Source organism: Enterococcus faecium (genome assembly GCF_029023785.1).
Classification (GTDB): domain Bacteria; phylum Bacillota; class Bacilli; order Lactobacillales; family Enterococcaceae; genus Enterococcus_B; species Enterococcus_B faecium.
The window spans coordinates 794,334-818,040 of the sequence record NZ_CP118955.1; the positions used below are offsets into that span (position 1 = coordinate 794,334).

At 38.9% G+C, this 23,707-nt stretch carries 21 protein-coding genes; 18 read left to right on the forward strand and 3 right to left on the reverse strand.

Annotation, left to right across the window (positions count from 1 at the left end; translation table 11 throughout):
• Positions 1-11: 11 nt before the first annotated feature.
• Positions 12-914 carry a MurR/RpiR family transcriptional regulator gene (locus tag PYW34_RS03735; RefSeq protein WP_002289172.1) on the reverse strand — a complete coding sequence of 301 codons (903 nt, stop codon included), beginning with the start codon at positions 912-914 and terminating at the stop codon, positions 12-14.
• A gap of 230 nt (positions 915-1,144) precedes the next feature.
• Here PYW34_RS03735 and PYW34_RS03740 point away from each other — a divergent pair, with 230 nt between their 5' ends.
• From PYW34_RS03740 to PYW34_RS03760, 5 genes are all read left to right on the forward strand, one after another.
• The gene (locus tag PYW34_RS03740) at positions 1,145-2,548 is read left to right on the forward strand and encodes a 6-phospho-beta-glucosidase (protein ID WP_002333124.1); all 1,404 of its coding nucleotides are present in this window, start codon (positions 1,145-1,147) and stop codon (positions 2,546-2,548) included.
• Positions 2,548-3,981, forward strand: coding sequence for a 6-phospho-beta-glucosidase (locus PYW34_RS03745; protein ID WP_002334476.1), 1,434 nt, complete (start codon positions 2,548-2,550; stop codon positions 3,979-3,981). The genes PYW34_RS03740 and PYW34_RS03745 overlap by 1 nt, the downstream gene beginning before the upstream one ends.
• 144 nt (positions 3,982-4,125) lie before the next feature.
• A complete protein-coding gene (gene trxB / locus PYW34_RS03750; RefSeq protein ID WP_002334477.1) occupies positions 4,126-5,052 on the forward strand; it encodes a thioredoxin-disulfide reductase in 927 nt (308 codons plus the stop codon).
• Between the two features lie 213 nt (positions 5,053-5,265).
• Positions 5,266-6,993, forward strand: coding sequence for a phospho-sugar mutase (locus PYW34_RS03755; RefSeq protein WP_002327355.1), 1,728 nt, complete (start codon positions 5,266-5,268; stop codon positions 6,991-6,993).
• 14 nt (positions 6,994-7,007) lie between these two features.
• Positions 7,008-7,358: an ArsR/SmtB family transcription factor gene (locus PYW34_RS03760; RefSeq protein WP_002321425.1), complete on the forward strand. Its 351-nt coding sequence runs from the start codon at positions 7,008-7,010 to the stop codon at positions 7,356-7,358.
• Positions 7,359-7,449: 91 nt separating this feature from the next.
• Here PYW34_RS03760 and PYW34_RS03765 read toward each other — a convergent pair whose 3' ends face one another.
• Positions 7,450-8,310, reverse strand: coding sequence for a pyruvate, water dikinase regulatory protein (locus tag PYW34_RS03765; RefSeq protein ID WP_002330063.1), 861 nt, complete (start codon positions 8,308-8,310; stop codon positions 7,450-7,452).
• A gap of 91 nt (positions 8,311-8,401) precedes the next feature.
• On the opposite strand from PYW34_RS03765, the gene PYW34_RS03770 reads away from it, so the two are divergent.
• The 3 genes from PYW34_RS03770 (at position 8,402) to PYW34_RS03780 (ending at position 9,641) form a co-directional block, all read left to right on the forward strand.
• A complete protein-coding gene (locus tag PYW34_RS03770) occupies positions 8,402-8,830 on the forward strand; it encodes a Fur family transcriptional regulator (protein WP_002287322.1) in 429 nt (142 codons plus the stop codon).
• 161 nt (positions 8,831-8,991) lie between these two features.
• Positions 8,992-9,168 carry a 30S ribosomal protein S21 gene (gene rpsU, locus PYW34_RS03775; RefSeq protein WP_002287321.1) on the forward strand — a complete coding sequence of 59 codons (177 nt, stop codon included), beginning with the start codon at positions 8,992-8,994 and terminating at the stop codon, positions 9,166-9,168.
• 26 nt (positions 9,169-9,194) lie between these two features.
• A complete protein-coding gene (locus PYW34_RS03780) occupies positions 9,195-9,641 on the forward strand; it encodes a GatB/YqeY domain-containing protein (protein WP_002334478.1) in 447 nt (148 codons plus the stop codon).
• 153 nt (positions 9,642-9,794) lie between these two features.
• On the opposite strand, the gene brnQ is transcribed toward PYW34_RS03780, so the two are convergent.
• On the reverse strand, positions 9,795-11,174 hold the full coding sequence (gene brnQ / locus PYW34_RS03785) for a branched-chain amino acid transport system II carrier protein (protein WP_002288744.1): 1,380 nt from the start codon (positions 11,172-11,174) through the stop codon (positions 9,795-9,797).
• Between the two features lie 705 nt (positions 11,175-11,879).
• Here brnQ and PYW34_RS03790 point away from each other — a divergent pair.
• The 10 genes from PYW34_RS03790 (at position 11,880) to PYW34_RS03835 (ending at position 23,685) form a co-directional block, all read left to right on the forward strand.
• Complete coding sequence (locus PYW34_RS03790; RefSeq protein WP_002334479.1) at positions 11,880-12,851, forward strand: PhoH family protein; 972 nt, start codon at positions 11,880-11,882, stop codon at positions 12,849-12,851.
• Positions 12,852-12,874: 23 nt separating this feature from the next.
• Positions 12,875-15,067 carry an HD family phosphohydrolase gene (locus tag PYW34_RS03795; protein ID WP_002327770.1) on the forward strand — a complete coding sequence of 731 codons (2,193 nt, stop codon included), beginning with the start codon at positions 12,875-12,877 and terminating at the stop codon, positions 15,065-15,067.
• Positions 15,068-15,083: 16 nt separating this feature from the next.
• Positions 15,084-15,560: an rRNA maturation RNase YbeY gene (gene ybeY / locus PYW34_RS03800; RefSeq protein WP_002288749.1), complete on the forward strand. Its 477-nt coding sequence runs from the start codon at positions 15,084-15,086 to the stop codon at positions 15,558-15,560.
• On the forward strand, positions 15,544-15,939 hold the full coding sequence (locus PYW34_RS03805) for a diacylglycerol kinase family protein (RefSeq protein ID WP_002301250.1): 396 nt from the start codon (positions 15,544-15,546) through the stop codon (positions 15,937-15,939). The genes ybeY and PYW34_RS03805 overlap by 17 nt, the downstream gene beginning before the upstream one ends.
• A gap of 14 nt (positions 15,940-15,953) precedes the next feature.
• Positions 15,954-16,853 (forward strand): GTPase Era, encoded by a 900-nt coding sequence (gene era, locus PYW34_RS03810; RefSeq protein ID WP_002288753.1) that lies wholly within the window; start codon positions 15,954-15,956, stop codon positions 16,851-16,853.
• 142 nt (positions 16,854-16,995) lie between these two features.
• Positions 16,996-17,808, forward strand: coding sequence for a DNA repair protein RecO (gene recO, locus PYW34_RS03815; protein ID WP_002301248.1), 813 nt, complete (start codon positions 16,996-16,998; stop codon positions 17,806-17,808).
• A gap of 383 nt (positions 17,809-18,191) precedes the next feature.
• Entirely contained in the window at positions 18,192-19,109 is a 918-nt protein-coding gene (glyQ, locus tag PYW34_RS03820; protein ID WP_002291706.1) for a glycine--tRNA ligase subunit alpha, read from the forward strand.
• A gap of 1 nt (position 19,110) precedes the next feature.
• Positions 19,111-21,186, forward strand: a complete 2,076-nt coding sequence (glyS, locus tag PYW34_RS03825) for a glycine--tRNA ligase subunit beta (RefSeq protein WP_002301247.1) — start codon at positions 19,111-19,113, stop codon at positions 21,184-21,186.
• Between the two features lie 402 nt (positions 21,187-21,588).
• On the forward strand, positions 21,589-22,767 hold the full coding sequence (locus PYW34_RS03830) for an IS256-like element ISEfm2 family transposase (protein ID WP_002334480.1): 1,179 nt from the start codon (positions 21,589-21,591) through the stop codon (positions 22,765-22,767).
• A 141-nt stretch (positions 22,768-22,908) separates the two neighbouring features.
• The gene (locus PYW34_RS03835) at positions 22,909-23,685 is read left to right on the forward strand and encodes a hypothetical protein (RefSeq protein WP_002334481.1); all 777 of its coding nucleotides are present in this window, start codon (positions 22,909-22,911) and stop codon (positions 23,683-23,685) included.
• Positions 23,686-23,707: the final 22 nt, after the last annotated feature.

The window sequence follows — 23,707 nt, forward strand, 5'->3', positions numbered from 1 at the left end:
GGCTATTCTTTTTATTCCACTTCTTTATTTTCAAAATTGAAAGGCTCTTTCATGATGGCTGAGCTGATAGGGCGTTTATCGAATTTTTGACCGACAGAAATTAGATGGACTAAATTCTGTTGATAATTTTCTGCAAAAACACAACTATATAACACGTCTAGAAGATAACAAATTGATGTATTGATCGTAAAATTACCAATTTTTGAATACAGTCGCTCGCGTGTCGTAAGTCGCAAAGCGGCTGTACTCATTGCAGATAGCGTTGAATCACCGATACTGGTCAAAGCTAAAATTGGAACATGATTTTGTTTCAATATTTCTGCGGTACGAAGAATCACTTTATTTTCACCCGTATAAGAAATCAGGATCCCGCACATATCGCTCGTGCAATTGTACGCTTCATAGAATGATTCACCAAAAGTGGTGACAATTGTGACATCCATTTTGATGCGCTTCATTTTCAGCATGAAATCTTGAGAAATCAAAGTATTCGAGTTACTGGCGAAGATCACGATTTTTTTTGCCTGGAGCAGTAAATACTTAGCTTTTTGCAGTTGGTCATGATGAATGAGAGAAAGTGTATCTTGAATCGTCATCTGTTCTAAAGAAGCCATTTTATTTGCGATCGTCATAATACCGTCTGTGGTGGAAAAAGGAAGATTCGCATCTACGTCTTGAAAATTCCCTTCAAGATAGGCTGTTTCAGCTAAAAAAGCATTACGAAAACTGACCCAGCCATCAAACCCCATTTTTTTTGCTACACGGATGAGTGTGGACGGGTGGACATAACATCGCTCAGCGATCTCTTGGATGGTCATTTCGCCAAGTGCTGGAGAATCGCTTAAGAGAAACTGGATCACTTCATTTTCTGAAGGAGAAAAGGAGATTTCTTTGATTTTTTCACGTAATAACATGTAGATACCTTCTTCTTATTTTTTTACGTAAATTATAACTTTTTTGAAAATGATTTGTAAACGGATTTATACTATATAACTTAAAATAGACATTTTTTGACAAGATATTTACAAAAATCCACTAGAAAACAGTAACTTTTGTAAATGTTACTGGAAAGAAACGGATTTCTATTGTTTGTTTTGTTTACAAAAAAGATAATTAAAGTGTAAAAAAGTAAAGGAGTGAGAACATGGCAAAAGGAATCAAAATCGCTACGATTGGTGGAGGCAGCAGTTACACCCCCGAGTTGATGGAAGGATTTATCAAAAGATATGAGGAATTACCGATACGAGAAATCTGGCTCGTAGATGTAGAAGAAGGAAAAGAAAAGCTTGAGATCGTTAGTCAGATGTCTCAGCGTATGTGGGATGCTTCTCCGTATGAAGTCAAGATCTATGCAACTCTGGATCGGGAAGAAGCATTGAAAGATGCGGATTTTGTTACGACTCAGTTTCGTGTCGGTCAATTAGATGCACGAATCAAAGACGAGCGGATCCCTAGTTATTACGGGATGATCGGACAAGAAACAAATGGTGCTGGCGGGATATTCAAAGCTTTTCGTACCGTGCCAGTGGTCTTGGCAATCGTTGAAGACATGAAGCGTTTATGTCCAAATGCTTGGCTGATCAATTTCGCGAACCCAAGTGGGATGGTGACAGAAGCAGTTATCAGATATGGCAAATGGGATAAAGTGATTGGATTATGCAATGTGCCAGTAATGGCGATGATGACAGAACCAGCAATGCTTGGCAAGAAAAAAGAAGAGCTGATCTACAAGTTTGCCGGTCTAAATCATTTCCATTGGCACAAAGTAGCAGATAATAAAGGAAATGACCGCACGGCAGAATTGATTGATCGTTTATACGATGAAGACAATGGATTGCCGAAAAATATCTTTGATATCCCGTTTTTCAAAGAACAATTAAAACAAATGAACATGATCCCTTGTGGCTACCACCGCTATTACTATCGTGAAGAAGAAATGCTGGAACATGCTTTAGAAGAATATCAAACGATTGGTACAAGAGCGCAGCAAGTGAAAGAAACAGAAGCAGAGCTGTTTGAATTATACAAAGATCCAGAATTAGACCATAAACCTGAACAATTGCAAAAACGAGGTGGCGCTTATTATTCAGACGCTGCCTGTGAAACGATTACTTCAATCTATGGAAATAAAGAAACACAGATCGTTGTATCTACAAAGAATGATGGAGCTGTTCCTGACCTGTCGGCAGATTGTGTTGTAGAAGTCACTGCCTATGTTGGCGCACAAGGAGCGAGAAATGTAGCGTTTGGTTCTCTTCCTGCTGCTGAAAGAGGCTGGTTGCAGGTAATGAAGAATATGGAATTGCTGACGATCGAAGCAGCTGTGACTGGTGATTATGGGACAGCCTTACAGGCGTTTACGATCAATCCACTTATACGATCAGGAAAGACAGCAAAACGGATCATGGATGAGTTGTTTATTGCACACCAGCAGTATTTACCGCAATTCAAGGAAACAATCGGCCGATTAAAAGAAGAAGGAATCGAAGTTCAAGATGAACTGGCAAGAGAATTATCAAGTAATACACATATAATGGAGGAAGTATAATGGGATTCAGAAAAGATTTTTTATGGGGCGGTGCTACAGCAGCCAATCAATGTGAGGGCGGTTATGATGAAGGTGGACGCGGACTAGCAAACGTAGATGTTGTGCCAATCGGAAAAGACCGTTTTCCTGTTATCACCGGAAAGAAAAAAATGTTTGAATTTGATGAGGACCATTTTTATCCAGCAAAAATTGCAATCGATATGTATCATCGTTATAAAGAAGATATTGCTTTGTTTGCAGAAATGGGGTTCAAGACTTATCGAATGTCCATCGCCTGGAGTCGTATTTTTCCAATGGGGGATGAGAAAGAGCCGAATGAAGCTGGCTTGAAATTTTATGAGGATGTCTTTAAAGAATGCCAAAAGCACGGAATTGAGCCACTTGTGACGATTACGCATTTTGATTGTCCAATGCATTTGATCAAAGAATATGGTGCGTGGCGTTCCAGAGAACTCGTTGGTTTTTATGAAAATCTGTGTCGAGTCATCTTCAATCGCTATAAAGGACTTGTCAAATATTGGCTGACATTCAATGAGATCAATATGATCCTTCATGCACCATTCATGGGCGCAGGGCTGTATTTTGAAAAAGGAGAAAATGAAGAACAAATCAAATATCAAGCGGCACATCATGAGTTGGTTGCAAGTGCCATCGCAACGAAGATTGCTCATGAAGTAGATCCGGAGAACAAAGTAGGCTGTATGCTGGCAGCAGGAGCATATTATCCATACACTTGCAATCCTGAAGATGTTTGGGCTTCTAGAAAATCAGATCGAGAAAATTATTTCTTCATTGATGTTCAGTCACGAGGAGAATACCCAGCTTATGCATTGAAAGAAATGGAACGAAATGGCATTCATATCGAAATGGAACCAGGGGATGCCGCATTGCTGAAAGAACATACTGTTGATTTTATCTCCTTTTCTTATTATTCTTCCCGAGTTTCGACTACCGACAACGAACTCTTGGAACAGACTGCAGGAAATATCTTTGCTTCTGTCAAAAATCCATATCTGCAAGCAAGTGAATGGGGGTGGCAAATTGATCCATTAGGCTTGAGAATAACGATGAATGATATTTATGATCGTTATCAAAAACCATTATTTATTGTAGAAAACGGCTTAGGTGCAGTCGATACGCCAGATGAAAATGGTTATGTGGAAGATGATTACCGAATCGATTACCTGGCAGCGCATATCCAGGCGATGAAGGATGCAGTAGAACTAGACGGAGTCGATCTATTAGGCTATACGACTTGGGGATGTATTGATTTAGTATCAGCTGGTACCGGTGAGATGAAGAAAAGGTACGGATTCATTTATGTCGATCGTGATAACCAAGGAAATGGCACATTAGCCCGTTCAAAGAAAAAATCATTCAACTGGTATAAAAAAGTAATTGATTCAAATGGAGAAAATCTTTCGAACGATTGATCAATGATTTATAAAAGTCTATTGTTTTTCAGCGGATTTTTCGAGTATAATAAAGCTATTCGAGAAACGCAAGCAGAACAATAGACTTTTTTTCGCATTGGCTGTAAAGTATGCTTACTTGATTAAGTAAAGGAGAATCTACATATGTATGATGTAATCGTTATTGGCGCAGGTCCTGCTGGGATGACTGCTGCTTTATATGCTTCACGTTCAAACTTATCCGTATTGATGATCGAACAAGGTGCCCCTGGCGGCCAAATGAACAATACGGCAGAAATCGAAAATTATCCTGGATTCGATTCGATCATGGGCCCCGATCTAGCTTATAAGATGTATGAAAGTGTCTCAAGATTTGGGACAGAAAATGCTTATGGAATCGTTCAAGATATCAAGGATCACGGCAGCCATAAAGAAGCCATCTGTGAAGATAAAAGTTACGAAGGAAAAACAGTCATTATCGCAACAGGCTGTATCCACCGTAAATTAGGCGTACCTGGCGAGGAAGAATTTGCTGGACGAGGCGTTTCTTACTGTGCAGTCTGCGATGGTGCGTTTTTCCGTAACAAACGTCTAGTAGTCATCGGGGGTGGGGACTCAGCAGTAGAAGAAGCCATCTATTTGACACAATTTGCTTCTGAAGTAGTGATCGTCCACCGTAGAGATGAATTACGTGCACAAAAGATCATCCAAGACCGTGCATTTGCAAATGAAAAAATTTCCTTTATGTGGGATACAGTCGTTGACGAAATCGTTGGAAACGAAATGGTAGTGACAGGTGTGAAAGCACGTAATGTCAAAACCGGCAATGAATTTGATTTAGCAGCAGACGGAGTATTCATCTATGTTGGACTGGATCCATTAACTGCACCTTTTAGAGAAGCAGGTTTGACGAACGAAGCTGGCTGGATTCCAACAGACAACGAAATGAAAACGAATATGCCAGGCGTTTTTGCCATCGGAGATGTTCGTGAAAAAGATTTGCGACAAATCACTACAGCTGTTGGTGACGGCGGTATTGCTGGACAACAAGTGTATAAATACTTGGAGTCTTTAGAAGAAACAACAGCATAAGTTTAAAAAGAGTAAAAGAACGGTTTCAATTGTTCTTTTACTCTTTTTTTTCGCGTGAAATCCACTGAATCCGATTTATGTGAATACTTGCAATCATGCTTGATAAAAGAATCCTTTCTTGATTTAAGCGTTTTTTGGTCCTCATACTTTCATATCTAATAAGTGAATGCTATACTTATTAAGAACCATATTTCAGAAAGAGGTGTTATTTTCATGTCTTGGGAACAAGTGTATGAACAATGGGTACATGAAGAAAATTTAGAAGAAAACTTAAAAAAACAATTAAATGATCTGGGTGAAGATCCTGAAAAACTTGAAGATGCTTTTTATGCACCGTTGGAATTCGGTACTGCAGGCATGCGGGGAATCTTAGGACCTGGGATCAATCGAATGAACATCTATACGGTAAGACAAGCAACAGAAGGACTAGCACGTTTCATGGATACACAAGGTGAAGAAACAAAACGCCGAGGTGTCGCTATCGCTTATGACTCACGCCATCAGTCACCAGAATTTGCAATGGAAGCAGCCAAAACACTGGCACATCACAATATCCCGTCTTATGTATTCGAAAGTCTGCGTCCAACACCAGAGCTTTCTTTTGCAGTTCGTCATTTGAAGACGTTTGCGGGAATCATGGTAACCGCATCTCACAACCCAGCGGCTTACAATGGATATAAAGTCTACGGAGAAGATGGCGGACAAATGCCTCCTGCAGACGCAGATGCATTGACGAAATATGTCCGTGAAGTCAGCAATCCGCTAAAAGTCGAAGTATTATCTGACGAAGAAGCTAAACATAGCGGGTTGATCACGATCATCGGAGAAGAAGTGGACGCTGCTTATCTAGAAGAAATCAAAGCAGTGACGATTGATCGTGAATTGGTTGAAACAATGGGGAAAGATTTGAAACTTGTGTACACGCCACTTCATGGAACAGGGAAAATGTTGGGCGAACGTGCGTTGAAACAAGCTGGATTCGAACAATTCGTACTAGTTCCCGAACAAGCTGTGGCAGATCCAGATTTCACTACGGTCAAATCGCCAAATCCAGAAGAACATTCAGCTTTTGAATATGCTATACGACTTGGAGAAAAAGAAGGAGCTGACTTGCTGATTGCAACAGATCCTGATGCAGACCGTTTAGGCGCAGCGGTTCGTTTGCCAGATGGTTCTTATGAAGTATTGACTGGGAACCAAATCGGAGCATTGTTTGCTCAATATATTTTGGAAGCACATCAATCAAGAGGCACTTTACCAGAAAACGCAGCGGTATTGAAATCAATCGTTTCCAGCGAATTGCCTACAGCAATTGCGGAACACTACGGTGCTACCATGTTCAATGTGTTGACAGGGTTTAAATTCATTGCTGAAAAAATCCAACAATTCGAAGAAAACCATTCACATACTTTTATGTTTGGATTCGAAGAAAGTTATGGTTATTTAGTTAAACCTTTTGTTCGCGATAAAGACGCGATCCAAGCATTGCTTTTATTAGCAGAAGTAGCAGCTTACTATAAAAAACAAGGCAAAACGTTGTATGACGGCTTGCAAACGATTTTTGAAACCTATGGCTATTTCGCAGAAAAAACGATTTCTGTGACAATGAGCGGACAAGAAGGTTCTGCGAAAATCTCTGCTTTGATGGAAAAATTCCGTAAAGAAGCACCGACAGAATTTGCCGGAGCAAAAGTTATTCAAACAGAAGACTTTAAAGAATTGACGAGAACAGACCGTGAAGGAAACGTAGAAAAACTCACAACACCGCCATCCGACGTATTGAAATATACATTGGAAGAAAATGGCTGGATTGCTATCCGCCCTTCAGGAACTGAGCCGAAAATCAAGTTTTATATTGGTGTAAAAGGAAGCTCTACAGAAGACGCAGCCGAAAAAGTAGCCTCTTATGAAGCGATTATCAAAAAGATGACAGAAGAATAAAAAACTTGAGACTGATGGAAAAAGTGGTAAACTTTAGAAGTCAGTCTTTTTTCAAGTTGGAGGTGAATGGATTGCCAGACACGCAAAAATCAAAAGTAGAGAAAGTCAGTCAATTATTCAAAATGTTGAGTGATCCCACTCGTCTTAAAATTCTGCTATATCTGAAAGACGGGGAACAAAATGTGACAGCAATCACCCAAGCAGTGGAAATGGAGCAGTCTGCTGTATCGCATCAACTACGTTTATTAAGAGAAAATCATGTCGTCAAGTCTCATCGCGAGGGAAAAGCGATTTTGTATAGTCTTGATGATTCTCATGTACTGGATATTTTGAACCAGACACTCAAACATGTGGAACATCAATAACGATAGGTGCAAATAGATAAACACTGGAGTGTGACAACGAAATTTCTTCGTTGTCACACTCCAGTGTTTTTTAAGAAAAAGACAAAAATGATCAATCGCTTTTTTCTGTTGTTTCAGTTCCATAATAACTATGATCTTCTAGGTCTAAAGCATTCAAAATAAGCGAAGCCGTTTCTTCAATAGATAAAGATGCTACATTGATCACTACACATCCTAGTTTTTCATAAAGATCATTCGCAAAATCGAGTTCAGCTCTAATTTTTTCGATATCGGAATAAGCAGTATCAGGGTTTAATCCGTAAGAGCGCATCCGTTCTTTACGGATATTATTTAAAATATCTGGGTTATTCGTTAGTCCCACGATTTTTTTAGGATCGATCTCCCAAAGCTGTTTGGGAATATGTGCTTGTGGGATCAAAGGTAAATTGGCAACTTTTAAATTTTTGTTAGCTAAAAACAAGCTCAAAGGCGTTTTGGAAGTTCGGGATACGCCTAGCAAAACGACATCTGCTTCTAAAAAACCACGAGGATCTTTCCCATCATCGTATTTTACAGCAAATTCCATTGCTTTGATCCGTTTGAAATAGTTCTCATTCAATAAATGGAGGGCACCAGGTTGCCGAATTGGCTTGATACCAGTTAAACGTTCAATTTCTGATATCGGTGGCGTCATCACATCAAAACTAAATAATTGATGTTCTTCACAAAAAGAACGTGTTATCTCGATCAGTTCTTGATTGATTAATGTATGCAGGACAAGTGCTTTTTCTTCTAATGCATCTTGCAATGCCTGCCTTAATGTTTTTTCATCTGTCACGAACGTTCTGCGGAATAGGTTGAACTCAACGGTAGGATACTGAGCCATAGTAGCTTGCGCTAGTTTTGTCGCAGTTTCTCCAGCAGAGTCGGAGATGACAAAAAAAGTAACGATTTCTGTAGAATCGGAAGTCATGGATAAAACCTCACTTGCATTTTTTTTATGTTTATTATACCATACTCTAGAATGCGTACTTCGTAATCATTTTGATTTGGAGGAATAAGTCATGAAAAAACAGACATTGATCGAACAATCATTAGAAACATTGAAAAATAACGGTTTTAAATATACTAAAAAAAGAGAAGCATTGTTAACTTATTTAGTGAAGCGTAACCGCTACGTATCTGCTAAAGAAGTTTTTGACTATATGAATCAGGAATTCAAAGGGGTAAGTTATGATACGATTTACCGGAATCTCCATGATTTTGCAGAGATCGATTTACTGGAAGAAACCGATTTAAATGGAGAAATGAAGTTTCGTTTTCATTGCTGTCAGGGGGAAATCGGCCATCACCATCATTTTATCTGTACAGTGTGCGGAACAACGAAAGAAATCCATATGTGTCCGATGAATTATTTCGAAGAACAGCTAGGTGGATGCACGATCGAAGGGCATAGATTCGAGATTTTCGGAAGATGTGAAAATTGTCAATAAGGATTTAAATAAAATAACATTTGATAATTTAAAAAAAAAGCAAGATTTCCTTGACGGTCAAAACAGCATTAGATATAATATTTACAGGACAGTCTTGTTTTTTGAGATATATTTCAATAACAATTACGGTTACTTTTTAAGCTCGGAGGGAGGGAATTAACATGTCAAAAACAGTCGTTCGCAAAAACGAATCACTTGACGATGCTCTTCGTCGCTTCAAACGTTCCGTGTCAAAAGCGGGTACTTTACAAGAATCTCGTAAACGTGAATTCTACGAAAAACCAAGTGTAAGACGCAAGAAAAAATCTGAAGCAGCTAGAAAACGCAAAAAATTCTAGTTCTGTGATGAATTGGAGTTGGTAGTGTGTCACTACTAAGTAGATTAAACGATGACATGAAAGCAGCGATGAAAGCGAAAGATAAGGAATCTTTACAAGTCATCCGAATGATCAAGTCATCTATACAAAACGAGCAGATTAAAGAAGGTCACGACTTGACAGAAGAAGAAGAACTAACGGTGTTGTCTCGTGAAATGAAACAGCGACGTGATTCTTTGCATGAGTTTGAAGAAGCAGGACGTGACGATTTAGCTGAAAAAGTAAAAAGTGAAATTGTAATAGTCGAAAAATATATGCCGGAACAACTTTCCAACGAAGAAATTCGACAACTTGTTCAAGAAGCAATCACTCAAACTGGTGCTTCATCAATGAAAGAATTTGGCAAAGTTATGGGTGCAATTATGCCTAAAGTCAAAGGAAAAGCAGATGGAAACCAAGTGAATGCGATTGTGAAAGAACTATTACAATCTTAATTTTATCATTTAAACTGCGGACAGTGATTATCCGCAGTTTTTTGTGTTCGTAAAAAAAGAACTAAAAAACAGCTAGAAGAAAGAATCTTATTCTTTCTTCTAGCTGTTTTTTTCCTGTTTAATATCTCTTATGTTAAATTGTGTTTGATTTGGTTATTCTTCTGGTAACTCACTTGCTTCTTGTTTATATCCTGATACGCGATATACATAATAAAAGAGCAAGCTGCCAGCGTAACCAAGCAACGTTGGGACGACCCAGCCAAGACCTAATGCAGCAAAAGGAACATAATGATGATAAAATCCTAGTAAGCTTGCTACGACAGTTTGCTGACTCACTAATGCAGGCGAATTTGCCAACATATCCAATACGGCTGGAACGGCAGAAAAGAACATCGTTACTTGATAGACAAATGGACTCTTTTGGAAGAATTTTGCTGTTAAGGAAAGTAAGATTAACGCAAGTGACAATGGATACAAAAGCATCAATACTGGTAAAGACCATTGGATGATATTATCCAATCCGGCATTCGCAACGACAAAAGAGACAAAAGTCGTTAACCGCAGCCATGTCATATAACTGACTTTAGGGAACAGTTTATGGAAATCTTGTGCAAAAGAAACAACGAGTCCCATAGCAGTAGTGAAGACACCTAATGTGACCATTACCCCTAAGAAGCTAGCACCGAAGTTACCTAAATAAAAATTAGTGATCTGAGAAAGTGCAGTTCCGCCATTTTCTGATAAAGACATCTTATTCAAACTCATCGCACCGAGAAGGACCAGACCAAAATAAATCATGACTTCTAACGCAACGCTCAGGCTACCAGCTTTTGCTGTTAATTCTGTGACTTTTTTATCTTTAAAACCAAGATCACGAACTGCATGGACAAAAGTGACACTTAAAGCAAGTAAAGCTACTGCATCAACCGTGTTGTATCCTTCTAAAACGCCATTTGTCAAAGCGTTCGTCTGATAAGAATCTGCAGCAGATTGGTTTAGATTCCCCATGGGTTGGAATAAAGAAACGACAAAAATGATAGCTAATAATGCAAGAAACAAGGAGTTTAAATACTTTCCGACATATTTGACCAAACGTGTTGGATGTACAGTAAGGAAATAAGCAAGTAAAAAGAAAAGAGCAGAGAATAAAAACATACCTAATGAATCATATTTTTCAGGCAAAAAGGGTTTAGCAGCCATTTCAAAAGCAGTTGCTGCTGTCCGCGGTGTACCAAAGAATGGTCCGATCGTTAAATGAACAAGGATCAAGAACAAGGCAGCATACCATTTTCCGACAGGTTTAGCTAAGTCATACAGACCATCACTTTTTGTCACTACTACAGCTAAGATAGCTAATAATGGGAAAAGAGCGCCTGAGATGGCAAATCCTACACCAGCGCTGATCCAGTTTGATCCAGCCATTTGACCTAAGTGTACAGGAAAGATCAGATTACCTGACCCGAAGAACATCCCGAAGATAAGTGAACTGACCATCAATAATTGCTTCCATGAATAAGTTTTTGTTTCTTCCATAAATTTTTCCTCCAATAATTATCATTTTGAGTAACAAAATAAACGTTGCAGAAACTAGAAATACCACTAATATCAGATTCCATGAAAACCACCACCTTAAAATATAAAAAAAGCCCTTTTCCACTTGGGAAAAGGGCTCTAGATTCTAGAACGGTACCACCTTTTTTCGCTTAAAAAAGCTTCTTCATTCACGGACGCTTTTCGATAAAGTTATCCGCTAGCCTGATAATGGAGGCAGCCACAATGATCTACGTTTTCGACATTGACTCGGAAATGATGTTCGTCTATTCGATTTATTGTCATTTCTCACTTACATGACTCACTGGGAATAAATCACTGAATAGCCTACTGTTTTCCTCGACGCTTTGCTGTATATTTATTTGTTGACGTTATAATACACCTGTTTTTTTTGAAATGCAAGAATATTTCAAATATTTTGTTTTCTTTTTTTGAAACAAGAAAAATACCCAGAGAATACTTGCTAAGTTAGACGGAATACTTGTCCTCTATCTTATGCATAGCTTACATGATCAGCTTTTTTTATTCAAACGAGACCTTTAGAGAATGGAAGCGGCTAGTTTTTTAACGTTTCTTGGTACTTATGGTTAAGCAACTCTTTTAGAACCTTTTCTTATTTGCTATATAGTTTCTTCTGAGTATGGTAAAATAGGAAAGAATTAATCGAAAAAAAGGGGATGTCTATTTTTGACGGAAGAGTCTAGTTCTTTAGAGATTAGATTGACGGCTGCTGATGATGTCAGCATGCTTTTAGGTGCACACGACAAGCATATAAAACTGATTGAGGAAACAACGGAAACAACCATCCATACACGTGGAGAAATCATTCAGATCATTGGTGAGCAATCCCAGATTTTCTTGGCTGCCTCAGTCATTCGGACATTACAGGAATTGATCAAACGAGGAATCCACGTAAGTACGCCCGATGTTGTGACGGCATTGAAAATGGGGCAAAAAGGTACATTAGATTATTTTGTTGAGATGTATGAGGAAGAGATCGTCAAAGACCGTAATGGAAAACCTATACGGGTAAAAAACAGCGGCCAAAAGAAATATGTCGAATCGGTAGCCAAACATGATATCGTATTTGGCGTAGGACCAGCCGGGACAGGAAAAACTTTTCTTGCAGTAGTATTAGCAATCGCTGCCTTGAAAAAAGGTGAAGTGCAAAAAATCATTTTGACGCGGCCTGCTGTGGAAGCAGGTGAAAATCTAGGCTTTCTTCCCGGGGATCTAAAAGAAAAAGTGGATCCTTATCTGCGGCCTGTTTATGATGCTTTATACCAAATTTTTGGATTGGATCATACGAACCGATTGATGGAACGAGGCGTAATCGAAATCGCACCTTTAGCTTACATGCGGGGGCGAACATTGGATGATGCATTCGTTATCTTGGACGAAGCACAAAACACGACAGTCGCTCAGATGAAAATGTTCTTGACCCGTCTCGGTTATCAATCAAAAATGATTGTCAATGGGGATACAAGTCAGATAGACTTGCCTCGAGGGACGACAAGTGGTCTTGTTCATGCAGAACGAACATTAAAGCAAATCAAGAAAATCGATTTTGTTAATTTTGAAGCAAGTGACGTTGTTCGGCACCCTGTAGTTGCCGAAATCATCAAAGCTTATGAAAAGGCAGATCTCCATCAAGAATAAGCTTTGCTTAGGAGGATAAGCACATGTTGAATAAAACACTGCAGAAACTACAAGAAAAACTTGGAAAGGCAGCATTGCCTTTCCTGCTGTTCTTGTTTTTTATCATTATCTGCGGCGTTACATTTAGTAGTGTCAAACAAAAGGTCAATGATTTCAGAGAAGGCCAAGTAGCAGAAGAAAGTATCCGTGCGAACAAAACGATCGAGAACACGGAAGAAACCGAACAAAAAAGAAAACTGGCAGCAGAAGCAGTCACTCCAGAATACACTTACCAAAAAGATCTTGCAGATGACCAGAACAATCGGATCAAGCAACTATTTGAATTGATCGATAAGACGAATGATGCCATCAACAAATCTTATGACGAAAAGATTGATAAGGCAAAGGAAGATGAAAATATCCCAAAGCCTACTACAGAAGAGCGGATCGCCGCGCTGAAGAAAAATTTTGAAAATGTGAATGCAGAAAATGTTGTGTTTTATCAAAAACTACCGAACAATTTTTATTCGACGATATTTGAAATGACTGAAACTGAGATTCATACTGTGAGGGATGAGAGTCTGAAGCTCATTGACGAACAGATGAGCAAACAAGTTCGTGAAAGTGAATTGGAAGCTTTTAAACAAGAAGCAGAAGAGCAAATCCAATATTTGAATGTCACACCAGCACAACAACAAATGATTCGCTACTTAGTGGATCAAGGTATCGTAGTGAATGACGTATTGAATGAGAAAAAGACAGAAGAATTGAAACAATCCGCACGAGAAGCTGTACAGCCAGTGATGATCTTCCAAGGAGAAATCATTGTTCGTGAAGGTAATCAAATCGATGCTTCAGCTATGAAAAAATTGGAATTACTAGGACTGACTAATCAAACAACTTCGATTTTTCCGCTAATTGCCATGGTTTTAGCTGTTTTGCTTCAAATCGGCGTACTGATTTATAATTCACTTCAATTCCAAAATGCAGGAGAAAGAACAAAATACGTGCTTTTCTATGTGACAGCTATGTCAGTCAGCATAGTGCTGATGAAATTTTTCCAATTATTCCAAACGGAACAAGCTACTTATATCCCGCTGTTTTATCCCGCTGCTTTTGCACCACTTGTTTTAAGCTTTTTCTTGAATCGAAGAGCAGGGATCATGGCTGGTATTTTCCAAGCAGTATCCGCACTTTTCATTTTTTATGATTCGATTGGCACGAACTTTCTAACGATTATCTTGATGTCTTATGTTTTCTCTGGGCTCATGGCAACGATTGTCAGACGCAAACGGATCTCAGAACAAGGATTATCTGCTGCCATGTGGGTCATTATTTTTCCTGTGATGATGGATGTCATTTTGATCGTCTATCAAGGAATGAGCTTTGGTGATGCAACGACTTGGTTAATGCTCGTCTGCGGGTTCACTGGTGCACTCTTCTCATTCTTGCTGACGATCGGTCTACACCCATATATTGAATTGATGGTCAATGATGACAGTGTAATTGTATTAAATGAACTCAGCAATCCAAATCATCCTTTATTGAAACAGTTGCTGGAAGAAGCGCCAGGTACTTATCATCATAGTATGATGGTAGCTAATCTAAGTGCTAACGCTGTAGCAGAAATCGGCGGACGTTCTTTGCTAACTCGAGTAGCTTGCTATTATCATGATATCGGCAAGATCAAACATGCTAGCTTTTTCGTTGAAAACTTGCCTTCAGGAGCGGAAAACCCGCACAATTTCTTATTGCCAGAAGACAGTAAACATATTATCTTTGGACATGTGACAGATGGAGCCAAAATATTGGAAGATTATAATATGCCGCAAATGGTGATCGATATTTGCAAACAGCATCATGGAACCACGCTAATGCGTTATTTCTACATCAAAGCGAAAGAACGCAATCCGGAAGTAACAGAAGAGCAATTCCGTTATCCTGGACCAAAACCGCAAAGTCGTGAAGCAGGGATCGTCAATATTGCTGACAGTTGTGAGGCTGCAGTACGGGCAATGGATCATCCGACGAGCGAAAAAATCGAAAGTTTTGTCCATAATCTTATCGAAGAGCGTATTTCCGATGGTCAATTAGACGATAGTGGACTGACCTTGAAAGAAATCCGAAAAGTGGAAAAATCATTAATCAGCGGTTTAAGTAGCACCTTCCATTCTCGGATCAAATATCCTAAAATGAAAACAGAAGTTGAGAAGATAAAGGAAGAACAAGAAGAATAGAAAGAAGCGATGTATAATGGATATTACCTTTATGGATGAAACAAACCAAGTCTCAGAAGAGAAAATGAAAGAAATCGATGACTTGCTGCAATTTGCAGCATCTTATTTAAAGCTGCCAGAGGAAACAGAAATGTCTGTTACTTTCATGGACAATGCGGCAATCCAAGTAATCAATCGTGATTACCGTGGAAAAGATGCACCGACAGACGTCATCAGTTTTGCTCTGGAAGAAGAAGGCGAAGACGAAATCCCAGTGATTTTTGAAGATGGAGAGAATCCATTACCTCGTGTACTAGGAGACATCATGATCTCTATTGAACGTGCTGCTGAACAAGCAGAAGCTTACGGCCATTCATATGATCGGGAACTTGGCTTTTTAGCGGTACATGGATTCTTGCATATCAACGGGTATGACCATATGACACCAGAAGATGAGAAAGAAATGTTTGGTTTACAGAAAGAGATCTTGGATGCCTATGGACTCAAAAGATAAAAACGTAGAGAAAAACAAACATTTCCTGATGTCTGTGGAATTTGCTGTCCAAGGAGTCAAAACCGTTTTTGAGGAAGAACGCAATATGAGGAAACATGTTGCGTTCGGTATCCTTGCTTTATTTATGGGCGTGATTTTCCAGCTTGATCGGATAGAGTGGTTATGGCTGCTTTTAGCTGTTTTTCTCGTTTGGATAGTAGAGATCATCAATACTGTTTTTGAAAATGTAGTGGACATGTTTACGGATTTTCATTTTCATCCGATTGGAAAAAAAATCAAAGATATGGCAGCTGGAGCAGTTTTAGTGACCGCTTGTTTTGCTGTCATCATTGGGTTGATTTTATTTGTCCCTAAAATATATCATTTGTTGTTTAATTAAAAAGGAGAACGTATATGCCAGAACATAAATCAGGGTTTGTCGCAATCGTCGGCCGCCCGAATGTAGGAAAATCCACATTATTGAACCGAATCGTGGGTCAAAAAATTGCCATTATGAGTGACAAGGCACAGACAACTAGAAATAAAATCCAAGGAGTATATACTACACCAGAAGCTCAGCTGATTTTTATCGATACACCAGGAATCCATAAACCAAAGCATCGTCTAGGAGATTTTATGGTAGAAGCAGCTTACAGTGCGTTGAAAGAAGTGGATGCAGTCTTATTTATGATCAGTGCTGATCAAAAACGTGGCCGGGGAGACGATTTTATTATTGAACGTCTAAAAAACGTGCATTCTCCTGTTTATCTGATTATCAATAAAATCGATAAGATCCATCCAGACGAGTTGCTGGGAATCATCGAAGATTATTCGACGCAGATGCCTTTTGCACAAGTGATTCCGATCTCTGCTACAGAAGGAAACAATGTCGAACGCTTAATGGATGTATTAGTCAGTGAAATGCCAGAGGGCCCACAATATTTTCCAGATGATCAAGTGACTGATCATCCTGAATACTTCATCGTTTCTGAATTGATCCGTGAGAAAGTCTTGTTTTTAACACGAGACGAAGTGCCTCATTCTGTCGCAGTCGTTGTTGATTCGATGAAGCGAAACGAGAATGATAAAATCCATATCCAGGCCACGATCATCGTCGAAAGAGATAGCCAAAAAGGAATCATTATCGGCAAAGGCGGAAAAATGCTGAAGCAAGTAGGAACGAAAGCAAGAAAGGATATCGAAAATCTTTTAGGAGACAAAGTATTTCTAGAACTTTGGGTCAAAGTCCAAAAAGACTGGCGAGACAAAAAAGTCTATCTGCAAGACTTCGGCTACCGAAAAGACGAGTACTGATATTCTGGACTTCTTATAGGTTAGGTATAGAAATAAACTGGATAAAAATCCGTACGTTGAGAAAAACAGCGGAAGATCGAAACATAAATAATCTGGATCGGCAGAATCTGCTTTTCCAGATTTATTTTTTAGGAGGGAGAATATGAGCCAGCTTGCAGAATCGAAAGGCTTGATTTTATCTAGCCGTAATTACAAAGAAAAAGATAAATTAGTCAAAATATTTACGGAATCTTCTGGCAAAATGATGTTTTATATCAAAGGAATCCATCGGCAAAATCAGCCATTAGCTCCGGCTTTGCTCCCCTTTACCGAAGCAGTCTATATCGGTAATTTTCGAAGTGAAGGTTTGTCGTTTTTAAGCAGTGTCAAAGACGTCCATGCGTTTCGGAACATCCAAGAAGATATCTTTTTGAGCGGTTATGGTACGTATTTGCTAAATCTAGTAGATGCAGCAATCGAAGATCATCAATATGACCCGCATTTATTCCAATTTACGCAACAAGCTCTGCAGCGGATGGACCAAGGAGATGATGCAGAAATCATCACGAATATCTTTGAAGTGCAAATACTGCAACGCTTCGGAATCGCGCCAATTTGGACGCACTGTGTCGTATGCGGGGAAACAAAAGGAAAATTTGACTATTCTTCCAAATATGGCGGTGTGATATGCGAGAAACACTGGCCAATGGACGAACACCGTTATCATGCAGATCCTCGCGCTGTTTATTTCGTTCGAATGTTTTCGGCTATTTCTTATGATAAGATCAGTGGAATCCACTTGAAAGAAGAAACGAAGCAGGCAATCCGTGACCTCATTGACCAGTTGTATGATGAATATGTCGGTATTCATCTAAAAAGCAAAAAGTTCATTGATCAAATGAAGTCTTGGGCACACGTATTAAAGACGCCAGAGAAAAATATGCCTGAAAAAGAGATACCTGAAAAAGAAGAATAAATGAAAGATACAACAAAAAAATCAAAACTATTTGACAAATACAGGGACTTCCGTCTATTATTAACCGTAGATTAAATAGATCGTTCACTGAGAGGATCTATTATACAAACAAGAAAACTGCAAAATGAATACGTACATTGACCAAGATCAGTAAAAAACACGTGGTTTAGCGAGTTCGGGAGAGTGGAAGCCGGACCCAAACGATTTTTGAAGAGGCACTTGCGAGTACGATAAATGAAGCTGCCGAATCTTTATTCGGAAGTAGGGTGGAACCGCGAAATTATTCGTCCCTATGTCTGTAATCAGACATAGGGACTTTTTGTCGTTTTCTTTCCTGTATTCTTATTGACAGCAACGCTTAAAAATTGAAAGGGGCAAAACAGATGAGTAAAAAATTGACCGTCCAAGATATGATTTTAACATTACAAAAATTTTGGTCATCAAACGGCTGCATGCTGATGCAAGCTTATGATACAGAAAAAGGAGCAGGTACGATGAGCCCATATACATTCTTACGGGCAATCGGACCGGAACCATGGAATGCTGCTTATGTAGAGCCATCCCGCCGACCAGCTGACGGGCGTTATGGAGAAAATCCAAACCGTTTGTATCAGCATCATCAATTTCAAGTCGTAATGAAACCTTCACCTGAAAATATCCAAGAGCTTTATTTAGAAAGCTTGCGCCTTTTAGGAATTGATCCATTAGAACACGATATTCGTTTTGTTGAAGACAACTGGGAGAACCCATCGATGGGGTGTGCCGGTGTGGGTTGGGAAGTATGGCTTGATGGGATGGAGATCACACAATTCACGTACTTCCAGCAAGTCGGAGGACTACCTTGTAAACCAGTTACTTCTGAGATCACTTATGGACTAGAACGTCTTGCTTCTTATATCCAAGAAGTTGAAAGTGTCTATGATCTGGAATGGGCTGATGGCGTGAAATATGGCGAGATCTTCAAACAACCAGAATATGAACATTCCAAATATTCTTTTGAAGTAAGCGACCAAGACTTACTACTAAGCAATTTTGACCGTTTTGAAAAAGAAGCTAAACGCTGTATCGATGAAAATCTTGTTCATCCAGCGTATGATTATATTTTGAAATGCAGCCATACATTCAATTTATTAGATGCTCGCGGTGCAGTATCTGTAACAGAACGAGCAGGTTATCTTTCCCGTATCCGCAACATGGCTCGTGCTGTAGCCAAAATCTTTGTGGCAGAACGCGAAAAATTAGGATTCCCTTTATTGAATAAAAACACAGCAAATCCAGAAAACGTGAAGGAGGCTGAATAAGATGGCAAAAGACTTATTACTTGAAATCGGGCTGGAAGAAATGCCTGCTCATGTAGTCACACCAAGCATGAAACAATTAGAAGAAAAAACAGCAAAATTTTTAGATGAAAACCAATTGACTTATGATACGATCGAAACGTTTTCTACACCGCGCCGCTTAGCAATCAAAGTAACAAACATTCCAGAACGTCAAGCAGACAGCGAAGAAGAAGTCAAAGGACCAGCCAAAAAAATTGCTTTGGACGCAGATGGAAACTGGACGAAAGCAGCTGAAGGATTTGTCCGCGGACAAGGTCTGACGACAGATGCTATCACTTTTAGAGAATTAAAAGGCGTGGAATATGTCTATGTAACGAAATACACTCACGGCAAAGAAGCAAAAGAAGTATTGACAGGTTTAGCAGATGTCATTAAAAGCCTCACTTTCCCAGTAACGATGCACTGGGCAGAATACGATTTTGAATATATTCGCCCTATTCACTGGATCGTGGCATTGTTAGATGACGAAATAATCCCGTTTGAGATCTTGGATGTCAAAACAGACAGAGCTTCAAGAGGTCATCGTTTCTTAGGCGAAGATGTGACATTTACGCATGCAAAAGAATACGAAGAAAAATTAAATGAACAATTTGTTATTGCTTCACCGCAAAAAAGAAAAGAAATGATCATCACACAAGCAAACGAATTAGCAGAAAAAAATCACTGGATCATTGATCTAGATGAAGATTTACTAGAAGAAGTCAACAATCTAGTCGAATATCCAACTGTCTTTTCTGGCGACTTCGAAGAAAAATATCTATCTGTTCCTGAAGAAGTACTAGTCACTTCTATGAAAGAACATCAACGTTATTTCGAAGTACGGAACGATCAAGGTATGTTGCTTCCTCATTTTATTTCTGCTCGTAATGGCGATCGGGTAAAATTGGAAAATGTGGTACGAGGCAATCAAAAAGTATTGACTGCTCGTTTAGAAGATGCGGAATTCTTTTATAATGAAGACAAGAAAGCTTCAATCGACCAATACGTTGAAAAATTAAAAACTGTTACTTTCCATGAAAAAATCGGTAGCATCTATGAGAAAATGCAACGGGTACAAGTCATCGCTCGCATCATAGGCGAACAAGTAGGACTATCTGAGGAAGAATTGATGGATCTGCAACGCGCTGCTGAAATCTATAAATTTGATCTAGTAACCAACATGGTAGGAGAATTCCCTGAACTACAAGGGATCATGGGAGAAAAATATGCTCTGCTTAAAGGCGAGAAACCAGCCGTAGCAACAGCGATCCGTGAACATTACATGCCTATATCCAGTGAAGGAGATTTACCTGAGACTACAGTAGGTTCTGTTTTAGCGATTGCTGATAAATTAGATAGTATCTTTTCTTTCTTTGCAGTTGGGATGATCCCAAGTGGCTCAAACGATCCATATGCTTTGCGCCGTCAAGCATATGGTGTCGTTCGAATCATCGAATCGAAAAAATGGGCCTTTCCTTTGTCTGTTCTGCAAGAAACGATTAGTGAAGTTATCAGTAAAGATACGGATCGTTTTGGCATTGGCTTGTCAGCGGGACAACAACAGGTGATCGACTTTATCAAAGGCCGTCTGCGCCAATTATTGACAACGAAGAATATCCGTCATGATGTCATCGAAGCTGTTTTGAATGCAGAACAAAAAGATCTGACAAAAGTATTTGCAGCAGCACAATTGTTCAAGCAGCATCTTGCAGATGAAGACTTCAAACCATCGATGGAAGCTTTGACACGTGTCGTGAACTTAGCGAAAAAAGCGGAGCTTGAAAAACAATCAGAAGTAGACCCTGAACTGTTCGAAAACGAAGCGGAGAAAGAACTGCACAAAGCAGTAGAGGCAATGAAAACAAGCTTTGCTGACCAAACGATCAACGAAAATTATGATCAGCTTGTAAGCCTTCGCCCACTGATCGAAAATTATTTTGATCAGACGATGGTCATGGCAGAAGAACCAGCAGTACGTAAGAACCGATTAACGCAATTAAGTCAAATTGCTGCCATGGCTTTGTCACTAGCAAGTTTAGATCAAATCATCACAAAATAATTTCTAATATGTAAATAAACCAGAGAACAGGCACAAAATAGGCTATTTCTCTGGTTTATTTGTTATAAATATAAATAACTATTATTAATTCAATGTTAATTTTTTTGTTATTTTATTTTTTGTGTAACTTTTAAAAACACCTATGAAAATTAAGGAAATAAAAATGAAATCGATTAATTGTTATCTTATTAATGTTTTATTTACTTTTAAATCGTAAATTGCCCTAGTCAAGAAAACAGTTTGTGGTATGATTATATAGGGAAAACTTGTTTACAAATATTTCTGTGAATATATTAGTTTAATTATGTGAGAGTGTAAAATATTTTGTGTAAATAGAAAAAAGGAAGTCCCTTCTGTAGAATAGAGTTACCACAACACATTCACAGAAAAGAGGACTTCCATATGAACGATTTTACTACAGAAATTCTAAAGACTCTAGCGAACAAAGGCGATTTGAATGAATTATTCCGTGTCCATTTGGAAAAAGCTGTCAATACGCTTCTCAAAACGGAGTTAACGGCTTTCCTCGATTACGAAAAGTACGATCGTATTGGTTTTAACACGGGTAATTCTCGTAACGGCTCCTATGACCGTACGGTCAAGACCGAGTACGGGGAACTTCATCTCCAGATTCCGCGCGACCGCAACGGCGAGTTCAAGCAACAGACTGTTCCTGCTTATAGACGGACGAATGATACCTTAGAGGAGACCGTCATTCACCTCTTCCGAAAAGGTATTACCATGTCGGAAATCGCAGACTTGATTGAGAAAATGTATGGGCATCACTACACGCCCCAAACCATGTCCAACATGACTAAAGTGCTGACTGAAGAAGTAAATGCATTTAAAGTTAGAACTCTAAATGATAAGTATGTCGCTATTTTCATGGATGCTACTTATATTCCTTTAAAACGGCAAACCGTCTCCAAAGAAGCAATCTATATTGCCATTGGTATACGAGAAGACGGCACTAAAGAAGTACTAAGTTATGCGATTGCTCCGACTGAATCGACCTACGTTTGGAATGAGTTGTTACAGGACATTTACTCCAGAGGGGTTCATGATGTCTTACTGTTTATTACCGATGGCTTAAAAGGCATGAAAGATACGATTCACCAGATTTATCCTAAAGCTAAATACCAACATTGCTGTGTTCACGTTTCCCGTAATATTGCTCATAAAGTACGTGTCAAAGATCGAAAAGAAATCTGTGATGATTTTAAGGCTGTTTATCAAGCTAGCTCAAAGAAAGAGGCAAATACCTTTTTAGGGAGTATGATTGAGAAGTGGCAGAAAACTTATCCTAAAGTGACGCAGTCACTGATAAAAAATCAAGATTTATTGACTTTTTATGAGTTTCCGCCTGGTATCCGCCGAAGCATTTACTCAACTAATTTAATCGAATCTTTCAATAAACAAATCAAGAAATACAGCCGCAGAAAAGATCAGTTTCAAAATGAAGAATCACTAGAGCGTTTCCTAGTATCCATCTTTGATACATACAATCAAAAATTCTTAAATAGAAGCCATAAAGGCTTCCAACAAGTGACGGATACATTAGCTTCAATGTTTACTGAGTAACCCATTATTTTGCAGAAGGACGAGTTATTTACACAAAATTATTGACGCTCCCAATTATGTTTTTTAAAATAAAAAGCTGTCATTTTTATGTAAGTGAATTATATCTTAATTTATCTATCATCAATACTTAGGAGTGAATCTATGGAAAAGCCATTCGTCAAATCATTGACTGTTGTGGCGGTAGGTGCAGGTGCTATTGCGATCTGTTTGTTTGGTTACCATATCAATAATCAGCGGCAACATCAGCAACGGATCAATTATGCAGAATCTGCCATCACCAATCAAAAAGACACCTTGACTTCTTTATCAAAAGAAGTAGACAAGCTGTATAGTACAAAAGAAAAAAATTTTCTAAACCCTGAAATAACAGAAGAAACAATCACAAGTTTGTCAAATAAGCTATCCTCTGTCAAACTTTCAGCAGATGATTACGACATCAAAGAATCAGAATTGCCTAAAGAAGCTGTTGCAATCCAAGATGAGAAGAAAGCAATCGTGACACAGTTAGATAGTGCAGAATCAAAACTGAAGATCCAGACAGCTGTCAACGATTTATTTACTAAAAATGTATCAAACTGGCAGCAAGCTGTAGACGATGTCGTCATCAAAGAAAAGGTGACAAGTGCAGATGTCGCTCGTGTACGTGAAAATATGAGCTTTTTTAAAGATAGTCCTTGGAAAACGGTTGTTATGCAATATCTAGGATTCGCTGATACTCAGATCGCGCAAGTCTCGCAACTAGATCAGTTATTCGATACGATGTTGAAGGATGGTCAAGTGACTGCCACCGCTACTTACGATCAATATTTGACGGTGCTCAGTCAAATAGAGCAGATCCGGAATGAAAAAATACGCGCAGCATACGCAACAAAAGCACAAACTGTTGCTCAGCAAATGGGCTATAGCAATATAAGTTAGTAACAATTAAAGCAAAGCTAGC